Source organism: Salibacter halophilus (assembly GCF_008806325.1).
GTDB classification, from domain to species: Bacteria; Bacteroidota; Bacteroidia; order Flavobacteriales_G; family Salibacteraceae; genus Salibacter; species Salibacter halophilus.
On sequence record NZ_WACR01000001.1, the window covers coordinates 305,130 to 322,485 of the forward strand.

16 protein-coding genes are annotated in these 17,356 nt (G+C 38.5%); 5 read left to right on the top strand and 11 right to left on the bottom strand.

All coding sequences use genetic code 11. The features are described from left to right. The gene (locus tag F3059_RS01405; protein ID WP_151166144.1) at positions 1–495 is read right to left on the bottom strand and encodes a SixA phosphatase family protein; all 495 of its coding nucleotides are present in this window, start codon (positions 493–495) and stop codon (positions 1–3) included. A 216-nt stretch (positions 496–711) separates the two neighbouring features. Between F3059_RS01405 and F3059_RS01410 the strand changes: the two genes are divergently transcribed. After that, positions 712–1,257 carry a hypothetical protein gene (locus tag F3059_RS01410; protein WP_151166145.1) on the top strand — a complete coding sequence of 182 codons (546 nt, stop codon included), beginning with the start codon at positions 712–714 and terminating at the stop codon, positions 1,255–1,257. On the opposite strand, the gene lhgO is transcribed toward F3059_RS01410, so the two are convergent. From lhgO to F3059_RS01435, 5 genes are all read right to left on the bottom strand, one after another. Further along, positions 1,254–2,474, bottom strand: a complete 1,221-nt coding sequence (gene lhgO / locus F3059_RS01415; RefSeq protein WP_151166146.1) for an L-2-hydroxyglutarate oxidase — start codon at positions 2,472–2,474, stop codon at positions 1,254–1,256. The two genes, F3059_RS01410 and lhgO, sit on opposite strands and share 4 nt — an antisense overlap. Before the next feature lie 34 nt (positions 2,475–2,508). Beyond that, positions 2,509–3,816: an MFS transporter gene (locus F3059_RS01420; protein WP_151166147.1), complete on the bottom strand. Its 1,308-nt coding sequence runs from the start codon at positions 3,814–3,816 to the stop codon at positions 2,509–2,511. 68 nt (positions 3,817–3,884) lie between these two features. After that, entirely contained in the window at positions 3,885–5,033 is a 1,149-nt protein-coding gene (locus F3059_RS01425) for an OmpA family protein (protein ID WP_151166148.1), read from the bottom strand. Between the two features lie 4 nt (positions 5,034–5,037). Further along, complete coding sequence (hemE, locus tag F3059_RS01430) at positions 5,038–6,072, bottom strand: uroporphyrinogen decarboxylase (RefSeq protein ID WP_151166149.1); 1,035 nt, start codon at positions 6,070–6,072, stop codon at positions 5,038–5,040. A gap of 95 nt (positions 6,073–6,167) precedes the next feature. Beyond that, positions 6,168–8,435: an aconitate hydratase gene (locus F3059_RS01435; protein ID WP_151166150.1), complete on the bottom strand. Its 2,268-nt coding sequence runs from the start codon at positions 8,433–8,435 to the stop codon at positions 6,168–6,170. Positions 8,436–8,637: 202 nt separating this feature from the next. Here F3059_RS01435 and F3059_RS01440 point away from each other — a divergent pair, with 202 nt between their 5' ends. After that, entirely contained in the window at positions 8,638–9,873 is a 1,236-nt protein-coding gene (locus F3059_RS01440; protein ID WP_151166151.1) for an ABC transporter permease, read from the top strand. 55 nt (positions 9,874–9,928) lie between these two features. Here F3059_RS01440 and rplI read toward each other — a convergent pair whose 3' ends face one another. The 3 genes from rplI to rpsF are packed head-to-tail and all read right to left on the bottom strand — an operon-like array spanning position 9,929 to position 11,020. Further along, the gene (rplI, locus tag F3059_RS01445) at positions 9,929–10,375 is read right to left on the bottom strand and encodes a 50S ribosomal protein L9 (protein ID WP_151166152.1); all 447 of its coding nucleotides are present in this window, start codon (positions 10,373–10,375) and stop codon (positions 9,929–9,931) included. Positions 10,376–10,388: 13 nt separating this feature from the next. Continuing rightward, the gene (rpsR, locus tag F3059_RS01450) at positions 10,389–10,652 is read right to left on the bottom strand and encodes a 30S ribosomal protein S18 (RefSeq protein ID WP_151166153.1); all 264 of its coding nucleotides are present in this window, start codon (positions 10,650–10,652) and stop codon (positions 10,389–10,391) included. A 23-nt stretch (positions 10,653–10,675) separates the two neighbouring features. Next, positions 10,676–11,020, bottom strand: a complete 345-nt coding sequence (gene rpsF, locus F3059_RS01455; RefSeq protein ID WP_151166154.1) for a 30S ribosomal protein S6 — start codon at positions 11,018–11,020, stop codon at positions 10,676–10,678. 175 nt (positions 11,021–11,195) lie between these two features. Here rpsF and dnaX point away from each other — a divergent pair, with 175 nt between their 5' ends. Continuing rightward, entirely contained in the window at positions 11,196–12,290 is a 1,095-nt protein-coding gene (dnaX, locus tag F3059_RS01460) for a DNA polymerase III subunit gamma/tau (RefSeq protein WP_151166155.1), read from the top strand. A gap of 50 nt (positions 12,291–12,340) precedes the next feature. Then, on the top strand, positions 12,341–12,949 hold the full coding sequence (locus tag F3059_RS01465; RefSeq protein WP_151166156.1) for a hypothetical protein: 609 nt from the start codon (positions 12,341–12,343) through the stop codon (positions 12,947–12,949). A gap of 1 nt (position 12,950) precedes the next feature. On the opposite strand, the gene F3059_RS01470 is transcribed toward F3059_RS01465, so the two are convergent. Next, a complete protein-coding gene (locus F3059_RS01470) occupies positions 12,951–14,927 on the bottom strand; it encodes a PKD domain-containing protein (RefSeq protein WP_151166157.1) in 1,977 nt (658 codons plus the stop codon). 164 nt (positions 14,928–15,091) lie between these two features. Beyond that, positions 15,092–16,462 carry an ATP-dependent DNA helicase gene (locus tag F3059_RS01475; protein ID WP_170264974.1) on the bottom strand — a complete coding sequence of 457 codons (1,371 nt, stop codon included), beginning with the start codon at positions 16,460–16,462 and terminating at the stop codon, positions 15,092–15,094. Positions 16,463–16,588: 126 nt separating this feature from the next. Between F3059_RS01475 and F3059_RS01480 the strand changes: the two genes are divergently transcribed. Then, positions 16,589–17,356, top strand: a complete 768-nt coding sequence (locus tag F3059_RS01480) for a hypothetical protein (RefSeq protein WP_151166159.1) — start codon at positions 16,589–16,591, stop codon at positions 17,354–17,356.

Below are 17,356 nucleotides of genomic sequence, written 5' to 3' on the forward strand. Positions count from 1 at the left end.
CTATTTCAATTCTTTGGGTTTGATGAAAAATTTGAGCTGGCTTTTAGCTTTTCCAATTTCCCGCCAGTTTTCAGCTTCAATTTCAATAGCTACCACAGCACATGTTGGAATCTTTTCTACTGAATTGTGCAATAACATATTGAAAAGATTGGTCAGAGCCGGATCGTGTCCAAAAATCATGAGACTCGATGCATCATTGCGCTGGTTGGCAATTACTTCGAGGTAGTGATGTGCTGATGATGCGTACAGATCGTCCTGAAGAGCAATATGCTGCAAGGAGTAATCCATTTTTCTGGCAATAATGACAGCGGTGTGGAAGGCTCTGACCGCGACACTGCTAACAATTAAATCTGGACAAATTTTATCTTTTCGCAAATGCTCGCCAATTAAATAAGCATCCTGCACCCCTCTTCTTTTGAGAGACCTGTCAATATCGCTTAAGTCTGTGTCTTTCCAACTAGACTTACCATGTCTTACAAGATAAATGGTTTTCATAGCTCAAATTCATAACGTTTATTAATTAGGACAAAAGTGTTACGGCAAGTTGGCTTGAGTTCTATTAAATCGTTACGTTAAAATTAAATTACCTCCTTCACATTCAGTATAAAAATAGTTGAAAACTTTGTTAACAAATGGTTCATTGTTGTTAATAAGTGCATTTTGATGCTTATTAAGTTTGCAATTAGAATTAGTGTAAAATCGGGGGGTTTAATGTTTCGTACGCTTTTTAAACGAAAAGTCTCAGAAGAAAAGTTAGTTGTTTACTTTATCAACTCAACTATTGAAATGGTTGACAACGGCTTTGGTGATGTGGCTGAACTGATCAATCAGGATCCTTGTTTTGTGGAATCACCAAACATTCAACCTAACCAAAACGATCAGTTTTTACTGATTGTTTTAGCAGGTAATATCAAACTTATCAGTAATAATTTTGAAAGTATCCAGGACAGGAGATTGTTGAATAAAGCGTACAATGTACTATCTCACACTTTCGACTTACCTGCTGATGAAGTTCAAAAGTTAATTTCAAACTACCAAAGTTATATCAGTAAGGTTAATTTCCCCTCAAAGAATACGCTTTATGGAATGTCTAAAGCTGTATTTCACAAATATGGCCTCAACGAATTCCAGGAACCTTACTTCAGGAATATGAAAGCCCCCAATCCATTATTCATAAAGCGGTTAGACTCAATCATTGAGAAGTTCATTTGGGACTGGACCGAGTTCCAGGAGAAGTATAAAATTGTAGAGCGTTAATCTTTTAATCCAAAGTGTTCAACGGCCATTTGGCTAACATCTTCTCCAATTGCAAGTGCTGCTGTTGCTGCCGGTGATGGCGCATTTAAGACGTGAATACTCCTGTCATTATACATGATCCTGAAATCGTCCTTAGTATCACCATTATCTTTTAGCAAAAGAGCTCTAACGCCACTTCTTCCTTCTTTGATATCATCCATGGTCAGATCCGGAATCAGGCGCTGAAGGGTTTTGAGGAAGAGTTTCTTTGAGAAAGCTCTGCGGTATTCATTAATACCAAAACTCATGTTTTTCATGAATAGATTCCATGTTCCTTTGTAAGATAGAGCATCAATAGTATCCCTGATATCGAAGTCTGTTTTTCCGTAGCCTTCTCTTTTAAAAGTGAATACAGCATTAGGTCCACATTCAATTTCACCGTTTGTCATCCTTGTGAAGTGAACACCCAGGAATGGGAAATCGGGATTAGGAACCGGGTAAATCAAGTTGCGGACTTTGTGTTTCGCTTGATCGGTTAATTCATAATAATCACCTCTAAAACCAACAACCTTTTCGTCTAAATCTACTTTATCTTTTCTCGCAAGTCTATCAGCCTGAAGTCCGCCACAAAAGATCAAGTGTTTCGCCTTGTATTTTGCTTTGCTGGTGTGCACAATATTACATTCAGAACCGCCCTCAATATCCTCTACTTTCTCTCCTAAAACGATCTTGCTGTTTTCCTGAATTTTTGTGACCAATTCAGCCATTTTCTCAGTAGCGGCACGGTAGTCAATTATTCCGGTAACCGGAACCCAAATTCCTTTTATTCCGGCACAATGAGGTTCAATTTCTCTCACCTGGTGACCATCAATTTTCTCAATCCCCTCAATACCGTTTTGCTGACCGATGTTAAAGATTTTATCCAAATGAGGAAGCTCTTTTTCATCAGTGGCAACCACGACTTTACCACATACATCATGTGGAATGTTGTGCTCTCGCGCAAATGTCACGAGCTCTTTTCTTCCTCTCACACAGTTGATAGCCTTTTTACTACCCGGCTTGTAGTAAAGTCCTGAGTGAATGACACCACTATTGTTTCCAGTTTGATGATCAGCCAAATGCTTTTCTTTCTCGATCAGAACTATCTTCTTATCAGGAAATTTCTTTTGTATCTTATATGCACTCGCTGTTCCAACAATTCCTCCACCGATTACAGCAACATCGTAAGTCGTATCCATTTCAAATAAATTTGGGGTGCTAAATTAAAGTATTCTACATTGATATTCGTTCACTTGACTTCAGGTAGAACATAGCTAAAAGGGCTAGCAGAAAAAATACACCTAAAGTCAATGCACTATAATGCATATCACCAGTCATTTGTTCAATAAAACCATAGGCGAATGTTCCCAGGACTATTGCCATTTTTTCTGTTACGTCAAAGAAACTAAAGTAAGTTGTGTGCTCGCCTTTTTCGGGTAGCATCTTGGAATAAGTACTTCTAGCGAGAGATTGAATTCCGCCCATGACCAATCCAACCGTTCCGCCAAGCATGTAGAACTTGATTGCTACATTTGGATCTGACCGTTGAAGTAAAAAAGCAGCTCCACATATCCCCAGCCATATTATTATGGCCAAAACGAGTCCTTTGAAGTTCCCAATTTTCTCAGATATTTTCGAGAACAATACGGCTCCTAAAATTCCCAAAAACTGGATGATTAAAATCGTGCTGATAAGCTGAAGTGTACTCAAACCCAAAGCTTTTTGACCAAATACGCTAGCTAACAAAATAACGGTTTGTACTCCCATGCTAAAAAAGAAAAAGGCAACGAGATATTTACGTAAGACGCCCAGTTTTTTAAGTTGAATCCAAAACTTTCTCAATTCTCTATACCCGTTAGTGAGTGTACGCCACTTAATAGATTTTCGCTCTACTGGCTCGGGCAGGTTGCGAAATGTAATTTGGGCGAAAAGTGCCCACCATGCACCAACTAGCAAGAAAGAAAGCCGGGTAGCAAAACTTTTTTCCAAACCGATAAATGAATGACCTTCAATCAAAGCAAGACAAAGAATTAGCAACAATGAGCTCCCTAAATATCCCAGGCTATAACCTCTGGCACTGACTTTATCCTGTAACCTTCTTGGTGCTATTTCAGGCAAATAGGCGTTGTAAAAAACCTGAGAGCCCCAAAATCCAACACTAGCTAAAATTGAGGCTAGAAGTGCCAGCCAAATCATATCGACATCATCAAAAAAGAATAACCCAGCACAACTGATTGCTCCCACGTAACAGAACCTTCTCAAAAAGGACTTTTTTCTTCCGCTGAAATCTGCTACACCTGAAAGCAGCGGACTCATAAGCGCAACGAGAAAAAAGCTTGTTGATAAAGCGTAAGAGTAGAGTGATGTATTGGTGAAAGTGGCACCTAAAAATTCTATTTGGTCAGATCCGTTAACTGTTGTAACCGAATTGTAGTAAATAGGGAAAATGGCAGTGGATATCACGAGCGAGTAAACAGAGTTTGCCCAATCATAAAAAGCCCATGCCTTGATAACTTTAGGCTTATACTGGTAGTGTGCCATGATGCAAATAAAAAGAAAAGGTCAATAGGAATTCCTATTGACCTTTATTCTTTGAAAAGATTGTCTGTTTATCTAGCTTCGAACGTAACTCTTCGGTTTTTAGCTCTAGCTTCATCAGTGCCGGCATCGTCCACTATTTGTGAATCGCCAACACCTTCAAAGGAAAGCCTCGATTCATCAATTCCCCTTTTGATAAGGTAATCGTGAATGTATTTAGCTCGCTTAGCGGAAATATCTTCAGAGATTTTTTCAGCTTCTTTTGCTGAACTGTGACCTATTACTTTTACCTGAAGGCCTTCATTTTCTTCGAGCAAGCGAATTACTTCAATAATTGCTGCTGGTGTACTTGGGCTTGTAGAGTTATAATCGAAGTAAACCTTTTTGAGACTCAGTTTTTTGGCTGCATCCATGTCTGCGTCTTCACTAACATTTTCGCTGTAAACAACCTGCATTTCATCACTTTTCTTTTCCTCTTCACATGTGCATGAAGAAATTTCTTCCATGTTGTAAACAGATACATCATCTACAAAATAATAAGCATCGTTTGTTTGGAGTTGATCGTATCCTTTTACTCGTCTCATCGATTCGTAATCGTCCCGGTCAGCTTCCTCAGGATTTGTAAAGTTCCCGATTGTCAGGTATTTCTCACCACCTTTTGCAGTGTAAGTTCCGCAAATTGTTTTCCACATATATTGATCCATGAAGATTTTATTTTCAGGATGCATGATTTGTGGCTTGATTTCCCAGTCATCGATTGTATTACCTCTTACTTTTCTATCACTCAAGTAACCACCAATGTTATTAGTCGCATATCGCGATATTTTAGATAGTACTATGTTGAAGTTTACACAATAGGTTTTGCCTTCAATCATATCATCTTTAAGGCGAACCTGAATAAAAGTGTTTTTTGTTCTACCTCTGTATCCAAACATGCGAACACCGGCATAATTTTGACCATCTAGAGGCATTTGGTATCCCATTTTATTTTCTGGAATTCCCCATTCGTCTTTTGCTTCTTTTGAATAAACATCTGCTCCATTTTCTTCATCTGGAGAAAACCACTCAATTACATCTTCTATTGCTTTGTCGCCTTTTCGTATGCGACCATCAGTTTGTTCAAAACTCCCGTTTGGAACGAGGTTGTTTTGCGCACTGAGCGAAAGAGTAAAAAAAGTACCAACCGCAAGGGTTAAAACTGCTCGAATATTCCTTTTCATAATTTTAGAATTGATGTTTCTTAACTGTTTCAATAAATAATTTCACCTTTTCCGGATTTGTATCCGGGTAAACTCCGTGGCCTAAATTAGCAATATATCGCTGACTACCAAAGTCTTCAAGCATTTGCTGAGTTTCTTTTACAAGAACCTCATCGGGTGCATAAAGCGTACAGGGATCTAAGTTACCCTGTAATGTACGCTCATTACCAACTAGTTGCCTGCCTTCTTTACGGTCCATATTCCAATCTAAGCCTACTGTATTGCAATTTAATTTTGCAATTTCACTGATGGAGCGGTAAGCACCTTTTGAAAAAACGGTTTTGGGCACAGTGTCAATGCTATCGCAAATTTCTTTGATGTATGGCAAAGCAAATTCCTCGTATTGTTTTTTGGGAAGTATGCCTGCCCAGCTATCAAAGACTTGTACCATATCAGCACCCGCTTCAATTTGTGCTTTAAGGTAAGTTATTGTGGTTTGTGTTATCTTATTAAGCACAGAGTGTGCCAAAGTTGGATTTTGATATAAAATCTTTCGTGCGTTACTGAATGTTTTTGAGCCGCCACCTTCTACTATATATGAGAATATTGTCCACGGAGCTCCAGCAAATCCAATTAATGGAACACGACCATCGAGTTCTTTTTTCGTGAGTGATATGGCATCGCTAACATATCTCAACTTGTCGTGTGGATCAGGGATAATGAGTGACTCGGCATCGCGCTCGGTTCTGACCGTTGTTTCAAAAATAGGTCCTACTCCCTTTTTCATTTGATAGGTAACGCCCATCGCCTCGGGAACTACAAGTATATCAGAGAAGATGATAGCGGCATCAACTCCCAAAATATCGACCGGCTGCAAGGTAACTTCACAAGCTAGCTCAGGTGTTTCAACCAGTTCTTTAAACCCTGATAATGAATTGCGAACAGCTCTGTATTCGGGCAAAATCCTGCCTGCCTGGCGCATTAGCCAAACGGGCACTCTCTCAACTTTCTCGCCTCTTGCGGCTCTGAGTATTAAATCGTTTTTCAATTGTAATTTCATTTGAGGTGTTCAAATATACAACTTGCTCACTTCTGTTAAGTCAATAAAAAACCCCGACAATTTTGCCGGGGTTTTCTGTTAAGCTCTAGTGTGAATTAGTTCGCATAGATCTTTTTGATGAGATTCAATGCAGAACCTTCTTTGAACCATTTAATTTGGTTCTCATTGTATGTGTGGTTCACTTTAATGGTATCAGTTGATCCATCTTTGTGTTTGATCTCAACAGTAAGCTGCTTATCTGGAGCAAAATCTTTAAGATCAACAAAGTCGAATCTGTCGTCTTCCTGGATTTTGTCATAATCAGCTTCATTGTCAAATGTCACAGCTAGTACACCTTGTTTTTTGAGGTTTGTTTCGTGAATACGAGCAAATGATTTTACGATCACTGCTCTCACACCGAGGTGACGTGGCTGCATTGCTGCGTGCTCACGAGATGATCCCTCTCCGTAGTTGTGATCTCCAACTACAACTGAAGGAATACCTTTAGCTTTGTATTCGCGCTGTACATCAGGAACTGCTCCGTACTCACCTGTGATTTGACTTTTGACTTTATCAGTCTCCTTATTGTAAGCATTTACAGCTCCTGTAAGTGTATTGTTTGAAATATTGTCGAGGTGACCTCTATATCTCAACCATGGACCAGCCATTGAAATGTGGTCAGTAGTACACTTACCATAAGCTTTGATAAGAAGAACAGCATCAGTTAAGTTTTCACCGTCCCACGCGTCAAATGGTGTAAGAAGTTGTAAACGGTCAGATCCGTCTTTCACTTTTATATCAACACCGCTTCCGTCTTTAGCCGGCTTTTGGTAACCTGAATCTTCAACAGCAAATCCATCAGATGGAAGCTGAATACCTTGTGGTTCATCGAGTTTTACTTCTTCGCCATCTTCATTGGTAAGCGAATCTGTCAATGGGTTAAACGCCAAGTCACCTGCAATAGCCATAGCTGTAACGAGCTCTGGAGATGCTACAAATGCGTGAGTATTTGGGTTTCCATCATTACGCTTAGCAAAGTTTCTGTTGAATGAAGTAATGATCGAGTTTTTCTTTTCAGGATCATCAGTGTGACGAGCCCACTGACCGATACATGGCCCGCATGCATTCGCCAGAACTACTCCGCCCATTTTATCGAACTTTTGGAGAATTCCGTCACGTTCTGCTGTGAATCGAACCTGTTCAGATCCAGGAGTAATTGTAAACTCAGATTTAGCCTTAAGATTTTTGCTAACCGCCTGATCAGCAATTGAAGCTGAACGAGTAAGATCCTCGTAAGATGAGTTTGTACATGACCCTATAAGTCCAACTTCAAGCTTTTGTGGCCAACCTTCTTCTTTTACTTTCTTGGCAAATTCAGAAATTGGTGTTGCTAGATCTGGAGTGAAAGGACCATTAATGTGTGGCTCAAGTTCACTGAGGTTAATTTCAATTACCTGGTCAAAGTATTTTTCAGGATTATCGTAAACATTGTCATCAGCGCGAAGGTGTTCTCTAACACTTTCAGCGAGTTCAGCTACATCTTCTCTATCGGTATTCTTGAGATAAGTAGCCATTGATGTATCGTAATTGAAAAGCGATGTTGTGGCTCCAATCTCAGCACCCATGTTACAGATTGTACCTTTACCAGTACAAGACATAGATTCAGCACCAGGTCCAAAGTATTCTACAATGTGGCCTGTACCACCTTTTACAGTAAGGATACCAGCAACTTTGAGGATGACATCTTTAGCTGATGTCCATCCGCTCATTTCACCGGTAAGCTTAACACCAATAAGTTTAGGGAACTTGAGCTCCCATGGCATTCCGGCCATCACATCAACTGCATCAGCACCACCAACACCAACTGCGAGACTACCGAGTCCGCCTGCGTTAGGAGTGTGAGAATCGGTTCCGATCATCATACATCCAGGGAAAGCATAGTTTTCGAGAACTACCTGGTGAATAATACCCGCACCCGGCTTCCAAAAACCGATACCGTATTTGTTAGATACAGATTCGAGAAAGTTGTATACTTCGTTGTTCTTATTGATCGCTTCCTGTAAATCTTTATCAGCTCCAACTCTTGCCTGGATCAGGTGATCACAGTGTACAGTTGAAGGAACTGCTGTTTTATCTCTTCCCGATTGCATGAATTGCAAAAGAGCCATTTGAGCAGTAGCATCTTGCATCGCTACACGATCTGGTCTAAAGTCAACGTAATCTTTTCCTCGCTTGTACTCTTTTGTTGGGTCACCTTCATCGAGATGAGAATATAGGATTTTCTCTGCCAGCGTTAGTGGGCGTCCCACTATTTCGCGGGCTTTCTCAATCCTACCAGGCATATTTTTATATGCTTCTTTAATAAGATCTAAATCAAAAGCCATAGATAATGTTATTGTTTAGTTGTTCAATTTTAGACAATTGCGAAAATAGTAATTTGTTGGGAGCTTTAAAAGCCGCGACAGCACTTTGATCACAACATTTTTTATTGGCCGCAAATCGATCATTAGCTCCGATTATCATAATTATTTTTCGTCCTTATAAAATTAAGCATTCTGCTCATATATTAACTTACTTTTGAAAGTGATGTCAAGTTTCATAAAACAGAACACAATTATCAGCCTTAAGGCGATAAAAGGTCAAAAGCTGCGTTCTTCACTTACCGTTTTGATCATCGCATTTGGTATTATGGCACTGGTTGGGATTTTGACAGCCACGGATGCTCTCAAAGCTTCAATCAGTGATCAGTTTTCCTCTATGGGTGCTAACTCCTTCACGATTGAACAACTACCGAATACCAGAATAAGAAGGGGCGGTGAAAGAATTGAGGGCTCAAGACCAATCTCGATTAAGGAGGCTAGTCAATTTATTTCTCGTTTTGATCATCCTTCTATTTTATCTGTCAGTTTCAGAGCCAATTCCAGTGCAATTGCCAAAAGAAAAGACTACGAGACGAACCCTAACATTCAGGTCACCGGTTCTGACGAGAATTATCTCTCAGTAAAAGGTTATGACCTTGAGTACGGAAGAAACTTTACCCATACTGAAGTTGAACAGGGCCGTCATGTTTGCATAATTGGATCTGAAATTAAAGAGAAATTATTTCCAAACTCTCAGGCTACAGGAAATGAAATAAAGATTGAAAACGTAAAATACGAGGTGGTTGGGGTTCTGAAAGAAAAAGGAAGCTCGATGGGTTTTAGTGGAGACAGAAATATTTTCATTCCGCTCAAAACTGCCAGAATGTATTTTGCGAGTGGATACACATCTTTTGATATTCATGTAATGTCTTCGTCTCCTGTTGAAATGGAGGTAGCTGTGCAAGAGGCAATGGGAACAATGCGTATCATCAGAAAAGACGACCTCAAAAGTCCTGAGAGTTTTAGAATTAGACGAAGCGACAGCTTATCTCAACGGCTTATTGAAAACATTCAGGTTGTGACAATTGTAGCCTCAATTATCGGAATCATCACGCTTTTTGGAGCTGCGATTGGATTGATGAATATTATGCTGGTTAGTGTTACTGAGAGAACGAGAGAAATTGGAGTAAGGAAGGCACTTGGCGCAAAAGCTTCTATTATTCTTCAACAATTCCTTATTGAAGCATTGACCATTTGCTTACTCGGTGGGTTTGTTGGTATTCTTTTTGGTGTTGGGGCCGGAAATGCTGTTACTGTTTTAACGGAAGCTCCTTTTGTTATTCCGTGGACATGGATTTCACTCGGAATTATACTTTGCCTTTTCACAGGTGTGATAGCCGGGTTTTATCCTGCAAAGAAAGCCTCTTCACTCGATCCTATTGATGCGCTGAGATACGAATAAAAAAACCCGAACTCTAAATAGAATTCGGGTTTTAAATATTGATTTTCGTTATTGATTACTCACCAACAACTTCAAACTTCACAGTTTCAACCACATCTTTGTGGAACTTGATAGTAGCTTCGTATTCACCAACAGATTTAATTGGCTCCTGATTGATCGAGATGTTTTTACGATCGATATCTACACCTAATTTCTTGATGGCTTCAGCAACCTGGATAGTGTTCACAGAACCAAATATCTTGCCCTGATCTCCAACTTTAGCTCCAATTTTCAATGACATATCATTGAGTTTGGCTGCGTTACTCTTAGCTTCTTCAATAATTTTCTCTTCCTTGTGAGCTCTTTGACGTTGATTTTCTTCAAGCATTTTCTTTGCTGAAGCTGTCGCCAAAATTGCCTTTCCTTGTGGAATAAGGTAGTTTCTTCCGTACCCTGGTTTTACAGTTACTAATTCACCTGCATCACCGAGGTTTTCTACGTTTTCTTTAAGTATAATGTCCATTTGATTACCCTCCTTATTTTAACATATCACCAACATACGGTAAAATAGCCAGGTGGCGTGCTCTTTTCACAGATGTAGCCACTTTCTTCTGGAACTTTGTAGAAGTTCCTGTAACCCTGCGAGGAAGAATTTTACCTTGTTCATTAACAAATTTCAAAAGGAACTTGTAATCCTTGTAATCAACGTATTTGATACCAGCTTTCTTAAAGCGGCAGTACTTTTCTTTTTTTACTTCAATGTTGATTGGTTGAAGATATCTGATTTCTGATTCAGCCATAATTATAATGCTTTAAAGGATTCTTAATTTGATGCTTCAGCGGCTTTGTTACGCTGCTTTTCAGCAAACTCAATGTGATTCTTGTTCATCTTAACAGTCAAGAAGCGCAACATGCGCTCATCACGTTTCAGTTCAAGCTCAAACTTTGAAATAAAGTCACCATCTGCTTCGAATTCAAAAAGCTGGTAAAAACCGGTAGACTTATTCTGGATAGGATAAGCGAGCTTTTTAAGCCCCCAGCTTTCTTGATGCTTCACTGTAGCACCGTTTTTCTTTAAGAAGTCCTTTACATTGGTAACTGCTTCCTTTACCTGATCATCAGATAAAACGGGAGTTAAAATGAAAACAGTTTCGTACCTTGTACTCATAACTATTGTTTTAATTAAAATAAAAATTGGCCTGCAAAAATACAGAAACCCTGACATTTACAAAACTGTATCCCATTGATTTTTTGGTCAGAACCAAAATTAGCTAAGTTTCAGTCAAAACTTCGAGCCCAAATTAATTCTCACATCGCATCAAAGGGCTATATTTGTACCACTCATGGATAACTTCATAGTATCAGCACGAAAATATCGCCCAACCGACTGGGATTCGGTTGTTGGACAGGGTTCTATCACAGACACTCTGCAGAATGCCATCGATAAAAACCATTTGGCACAGGCTTTCTTATTTTGCGGTCCAAGAGGTGTTGGTAAAACGACAACAGCCCGTATTTTGGCTAAAGCCGTAAACAAAGAAGCACTATCAAAAGATGGTGATGGTGTTGATGAAAATGAAGATTTTGCCTTTAATATTTTTGAGCTCGATGCAGCCTCAAACAACGCGGTTGACGATATTAGAAACCTGATCGATCAGGTTCGCATCCCCCCGCAAGTGGGAAGTTACAAAGTGTACATCATTGACGAGGTGCACATGTTGTCAACAGCCGCTTTCAATGCTTTCCTCAAAACACTTGAAGAACCCCCGGCACACGCTATCTTTATTTTAGCGACAACCGAGAAGCATAAAATAATACCTACTATATTATCGAGATGTCAGGTTTTTGATTTTCACCGTATTCAAATTAAGGATATGGTTGAGCACTTGAAAGATGTTGCTCAAAAAGAAAACGTGACTGCGGATGAAGATGCTCTCCACCTCATCGCTGAAAAGGCTGATGGCGGAATGCGAGATGCCTTATCCATTTTTGACCAAATGGTAAGTTATTCAGGTAATGAAATCTCATATCAGGATGTTATTCAGAACCTGAATATCCTCGATTACGATTACTATTTTAAAACTACAGACCTCATCCTCGATGGAAATGTTCAGGGACTGTTGAATTTATTTAATGAGGTTCTGGATAACGGGTTTGACGGACACATTTTCATCAATGGCTTGTCTGCTCATTTCCGTAATTTACTTGTTTCAAGTAGTGACGAAACTGTAAAACTTCTCGAAGCGGGTGACAGTATAAAGCAACGCTACCTCGATCAAGCGAAATCCTGTGATCAGGATTTTTTAATGGCTGCTATTAAACTATGTACCGAATGTGACTTCAGGTATAAATCCAGTAAAAATCAGCGATTACTGGTCGAGTTAACACTCATGCAGCTTGCTTCAATTCAAAAGCATCCCGAAAAAAAAAATTACTAGACCCTGAGTTATCACTTCTCGACTTCCCTATTTTAGCTAATAGCGACCGTGTGTCAGGTAAAGCCAATCCCCAAAATCAGTCTCAAGGTGAGAAAATAAGGCGGGAAGTTCGCAACAATGCTCAAAAAGGATCTGACCAAAACAGTCCTAAAAGGGTAGTTAGACCTTTGCAAGATAAGTTCAGGAGCAAAAGTGTTATCAGAATTAAAAAGCAAGAGTCTGAGAATTCTTCAAACTCTAACGATAATAAGGATGAATCTGTAGTATCGGGTGAAACGAGAAACTTCACTAAAGAAGAGTTTGATGCAGCGTGGGAAGAAACTACAGTTGAATTCCTGAATGATGGGAAAAAGTCGCTTGCCAGCATGTTGAAGCGCAGAGACCCAGAAGTGGATATTGATAATGCTACTGTCCATATTAAACTCGATCATAAAGCTGCAAAACTGGAATTTGATGGTTATCGATCAGATTTACTGGGAAAGCTCAAGAGCAAGCTACGCAACGATAATATTCAATTATCATTTGACATCTTGAAACAAAAAGATGATGCTGATAAAGGGAAATTATTCACTAACTCAGACAAGTTCAACAAATTGGCTGATAAAAATCCGGCATTAAAAACACTGAGAAAGAAACTTGGGTTAGATTACGATTTTTAATCTATTTTCTTTTGACGATGTTTACCATTTTGGTAACTGACTCACTGTCTATTGTTAAATGCACAATATAATTTCCTGATGAAAATTGATTGGTGTTAATTGAAACGATTTGACTTGGACTTGTCAACCCGATTGAGCGATCTATTAATAGCTGACCAATTGAGCTGTAAACTCTAAGTGTTAAATCTTTATTAGAAAGATCAGATAGTAATAATTTAATTTCATTCCCCTGAAGAATTGGATTAGGGTAAAGCTTTATTGATTCTTCGTTAAATATCTCCTCAATTCCAGTGGATGTGTAATTGATTACTTGAGAAAAATTAGACTGGCCACAAATATTGAAAGTAGTTAATTCAACTTCATAATCACCTGATTCATCATAAGAGTGAGTAGGAGAATTTTGGATTGATAATTGACCATCTCCAAAATTCCAAAGCAAACTATCAAAGTTCCTAGTCAGGTTATTAAAATTAACATTTGCACCTCCTACTATAAAATCAAAGTTAGTTTCAGGAACAGTTTTAGACTGTACTGAAAGTGTATCTTTATTTATGCAGCCGTGTTTTCCCTCTACAGTAAAAATATAATCCCCGGGCTGAGTAATAAACCTTTCGTGATTTGAAAAACCATCTTCCCAAAATGATATGAAACCAGAATCAGGTGAAACACTAAACCCATCGCCTTCGCACAAAATGGTGTCTGACTCTATGTTATTAGCAACTATCTCATTTTGTACAATAACACTTTCATCGTTCATGCATCCGTTGCTATCCAGAGCGGTAACATGATAAGTGCCTTCTTCCTCTACGAGAATACTCATTCCATTCTCTCCTGAATCCCAGGAGTAAAAAATAGAAGAGCTTCCCTGAATTGAAACTAATTCAGGTGTGCCATTACACATCCAGGAAGTATCAGGTAATTCTATAGATGGCAGAGATCTTAGATCAACAAAAACACTATCTGATGAAGCGCATCCTTCAACATTTTCAACTGAAACTTTATAAACTCCTGAATTTGTCACCTCTATCTGATGGCCCTGGGTTCCGTCATCCCATTGATAATATAGGGACTGAGAGCTACCATTATCAGCATTAATATGAATTGAATCGCCCTGGCACCCTTTAATTACATCAGGAAGCGATGGTTGAGGTAGGGGTATTTCATCAATGACTATTTCATCAGAAAAATCACAACCATTAGTGTCTTGAATATTTACTGTATAAATACCTGAATCTGAAATAATTTCTTTTGGTCTGCCTGACTCAAGCTCAACCCAATCGTAAGAAATGAAAGATGTATCAAGCATTAACTCTATTTCATCACCTTCGCAAATAAAAGTATCAGCAGGCAAAATAGTTGATGGACCAGCATAATCATTAACCTGATAAGTTTCATTGTTCTCACAACCATTCGTTCCAGTTATTGAAACAGTGTAGCTTCCTTCACTGGAAAAAGAAGGGATTGAAGAGTAGCTTCCATTACTCCACTGATAAGTATTGATAGAGGTTGAACTCACATCAATTTGTATTGTATCCTCTTCACACTTGTAAAATGGTGAATAATCAGGTAAAGATGGAGTTTGTAAAAGACTCAACTCGAGCACCATCGTGTCATTTTGAGGATTTACATCTACATTTCCCGGTTCGAGTTCACTACTTATTAATATTTCATAAGTTCCAAAACCTGAAAAATTAAAATCAGAAATATAAAAGTGCCCGGTATTTCCAGGTGATAAATTGCCTGACCATGATGCCACATCAGTAGGGTCATTTTCATTTATATCTTCAAACGAAAAATCAACTTGAGATAAAGTGCTTTGCCCCATGTTGTGAAAAGGAATTTTCACGCTATCCAAATCATTGATGGTACTCAAGCAGATTGAAACTTTAAATGTTGAATCTAAAGCGACATCATAACTTCCATTTTGTTGAGAACTCGAATATTCTTGTGCTGAAAAACGCAAGGGCGTAAACAACATAAATACACAGAGTATAGAAATTGATATTTTATAAGCCTTACCCAACAAAATTTCGTTTTAGGTCACCTAAATTATGTAATCTTTTGGAAACAATTGTAATAAAGTTCAAAAGTTTATGAATATTCATTCTAAACAATATCTCCAAACACCTCTCTAGTAAACAATTAAGGAGTGTTTACAAAGTAAACTAAATCAGTAGCTCTCGTTACCGCAGTGTAGAGCCATCTCAAATAATCCTGATCCAGCCATTCTTCCTGGAAGAACGATTGATCTATAAAAACTACAGGCCATTGTCCGCCTTGAGATTTATGACAGGTAAAGCTGTAAGCAAACTTTATTTGCAAGGCATTATAAAGTGGATCAGACTTAACAGCAAGTAAGGCTTTTTTCTTGTGACCAAACTCTTCGTAAAAATAACTCATCCTTTCATTGAATAGTTTTTTTTGGTCTTCTTGATTCAAATTTGAACTCGCTTCCTTGAGCGTGTTCAAGAGTAAAACAGCGTCAATTTGTTTGTCCTCAGCACTATTTATAAATGTAATAGATGCTTCAGCAAATTTGAAGTCTTCAATACTTTCAAAATTTGTAACTCTATCTACCTGAACAATATCTCCATTTGCTATGAAATCTTCACGGTCAGAGCCCAGCCAGAAATAATTATTGCGTACAATCATAATCAAATCACCGGCATCGATCTCGTTCTCTCGAAAAAGTACAGTTTTTCTCAGCTGTTCATTGTACATATTTGCAAGCTTGTTTGACCGTGTGACCACAATAAACCCATCTTCTCCGTACTGACTCATGACACTCTGTACTACATCACTCATTTCATTTGAGTTAATGCTAAATACATCCTCATTATTAATGATGAACTCTGGTAACTCCTTAACTCCGTCTTCAATATTTTTCCTGATTAGAGTAGCGTTTTCTAGTATCCCTGAGAGTTCCTCTTGTCTCACAACCTCCTTTAATTCCGCTCCGTCAATGGATAGTTTGTATCGACCCAACATATCTTTGGGAACTAAAGCTGGGCTTAAGTTCGTGCCAACCGGAGGAAGTTGAGCAATATCTCCTACCAGTATTAATTGATTAGACAAATTCTCGTAAACGAAATCTACTAAATCATCGAGCAAATTACTTTCACCTGCAGTTAACTCACCAGATATCATTGAAGCCTCGTCCACTATGAAAATGGTGTTTTTTAATTTATTTTCTTTCCTTGAAAAATGATAACCCTGCTCTCCTAAATCGAGTAATCGGTAGATGAATTTATGAATTGTAAATGCCGGCTTTTCACTGTAGTTTGACATCACTTTTGCAGCTCGACCTGTTGGTGCAAGCAATATCGTGTTCTGACCAATAGCATTACTCCATTTCACTAAAGCTGAAATACAGGTTGTTTTACCAGTGCCTGCAAATCCTCTTAAAATGAATAGTTGCTTTTTATCATTAAGAGTAAATTGCTCAAGCCTTGACAAACAATTCACCTGATCTTTAGTAGGCTCGTGATCGATGTAATCAAAAAGTGTTTTCATTGAAAGAGTTCTGCATTCAATTTGGCTTTTCAATATTAAGGAAATGAATGAGTATTTGTCATTTAAAAAAAATTGTAAGTTTGTTGGCATTCAAAATTCACACAAACCGTACAGAATAAGCAAAAGATGAAAGAAACAATATCTCGTTTCGCACCGGCAATAATCTTATTTCTTGCAGGATTAACAGTTATCATTTTTGGAGGTGTAACAGGTCAGGATATGCGCTTCATGCTAGGTGGAGGCAGCATTATATTGATTGCAATTTTTGTTACTCTCAACGCTATGGGTATTATCAATGCTAAAATTAGTGCAGTTGCTTCTATTGTACTCGCTATTTTGAGTATTGTACTACTCTATTTCAATTTTATTAGTATTAAAGAACCTATAGATTTTCGTAAAGAGAAATCAAAGCGCTACTCTGCCGTTATTCAACGTCTTAAAGATATAAGACAGGCTGAAGTAGAATACAAAAAACAACACGGTGGTTACACTGGTGAATGGGATACACTTATCAATTTCCTCGTACAGGACAGCATTGCTGTTGTCAAGAAGTTTGGTACAGTTCCAGATTCACTATCAGAACTAGAAGCCATTAAAAGAGGAATTATTTCTCGTGATACATCTCTTGTACAGGCTAAAGAATACGTTTACGATGAAGATTACATGGATATAAGAGATAACAAGCATGACCTTGTAATTGACTCGTTGATGTATATTCCATTTACAAATGGTTCAAAATTTGAACTAGAAGCTGATACTCTTACAAGAGAAAGCGGTATGAAAGTTAGTGTTTTCCAGGTTACTGATACTGATCCTTTCGATCCTGAAGATGTCCTTCAGGTAGGTTCACTTTCTCAGCCAACAACATCAGGTAACTGGAGTGAAGAAAAATAA

Bases quoted from the DNA above. Each gene is read 5' to 3' on its own strand.
- F3059_RS01405 (WP_151166144.1), bottom strand. From the start codon at position 495: ATGAAAACCATTTATCTTGTAAGACATGGTAAGTCTAGTTGGAAAGAC.
- F3059_RS01410 (WP_151166145.1), top strand. From the start codon at position 712: ATGTTTCGTACGCTTTTTAAACGAAAAGTCTCAGAAGAAAAGTTAGTT.
- lhgO (WP_151166146.1), bottom strand. From the start codon at position 2,474: ATGGATACGACTTACGATGTTGCTGTAATCGGTGGAGGAATTGTTGGA.
- F3059_RS01420 (WP_151166147.1), bottom strand. From the start codon at position 3,816: ATGGCACACTACCAGTATAAGCCTAAAGTTATCAAGGCATGGGCTTTT.
- F3059_RS01425 (WP_151166148.1), bottom strand. From the start codon at position 5,033: ATGAAAAGGAATATTCGAGCAGTTTTAACCCTTGCGGTTGGTACTTTT.
- hemE (WP_151166149.1), bottom strand. From the start codon at position 6,072: ATGAAATTACAATTGAAAAACGATTTAATACTCAGAGCCGCAAGAGGC.
- F3059_RS01435 (WP_151166150.1), bottom strand. From the start codon at position 8,435: ATGGCTTTTGATTTAGATCTTATTAAAGAAGCATATAAAAATATGCCT.
- F3059_RS01440 (WP_151166151.1), top strand. From the start codon at position 8,638: ATGTCAAGTTTCATAAAACAGAACACAATTATCAGCCTTAAGGCGATA.
- rplI (WP_151166152.1), bottom strand. From the start codon at position 10,375: ATGGACATTATACTTAAAGAAAACGTAGAAAACCTCGGTGATGCAGGT.
- rpsR (WP_151166153.1), bottom strand. From the start codon at position 10,652: ATGGCTGAATCAGAAATCAGATATCTTCAACCAATCAACATTGAAGTA.
- rpsF (WP_151166154.1), bottom strand. From the start codon at position 11,020: ATGAGTACAAGGTACGAAACTGTTTTCATTTTAACTCCCGTTTTATCT.
- dnaX (WP_151166155.1), top strand. From the start codon at position 11,196: ATGGATAACTTCATAGTATCAGCACGAAAATATCGCCCAACCGACTGG.
- F3059_RS01470 (WP_151166157.1), bottom strand. From the start codon at position 14,927: ATGTTGTTTACGCCCTTGCGTTTTTCAGCACAAGAATATTCGAGTTCT.
- F3059_RS01475 (WP_170264974.1), bottom strand. From the start codon at position 16,462: ATGAAAACACTTTTTGATTACATCGATCACGAGCCTACTAAAGATCAG.
- F3059_RS01480 (WP_151166159.1), top strand. From the start codon at position 16,589: ATGAAAGAAACAATATCTCGTTTCGCACCGGCAATAATCTTATTTCTT.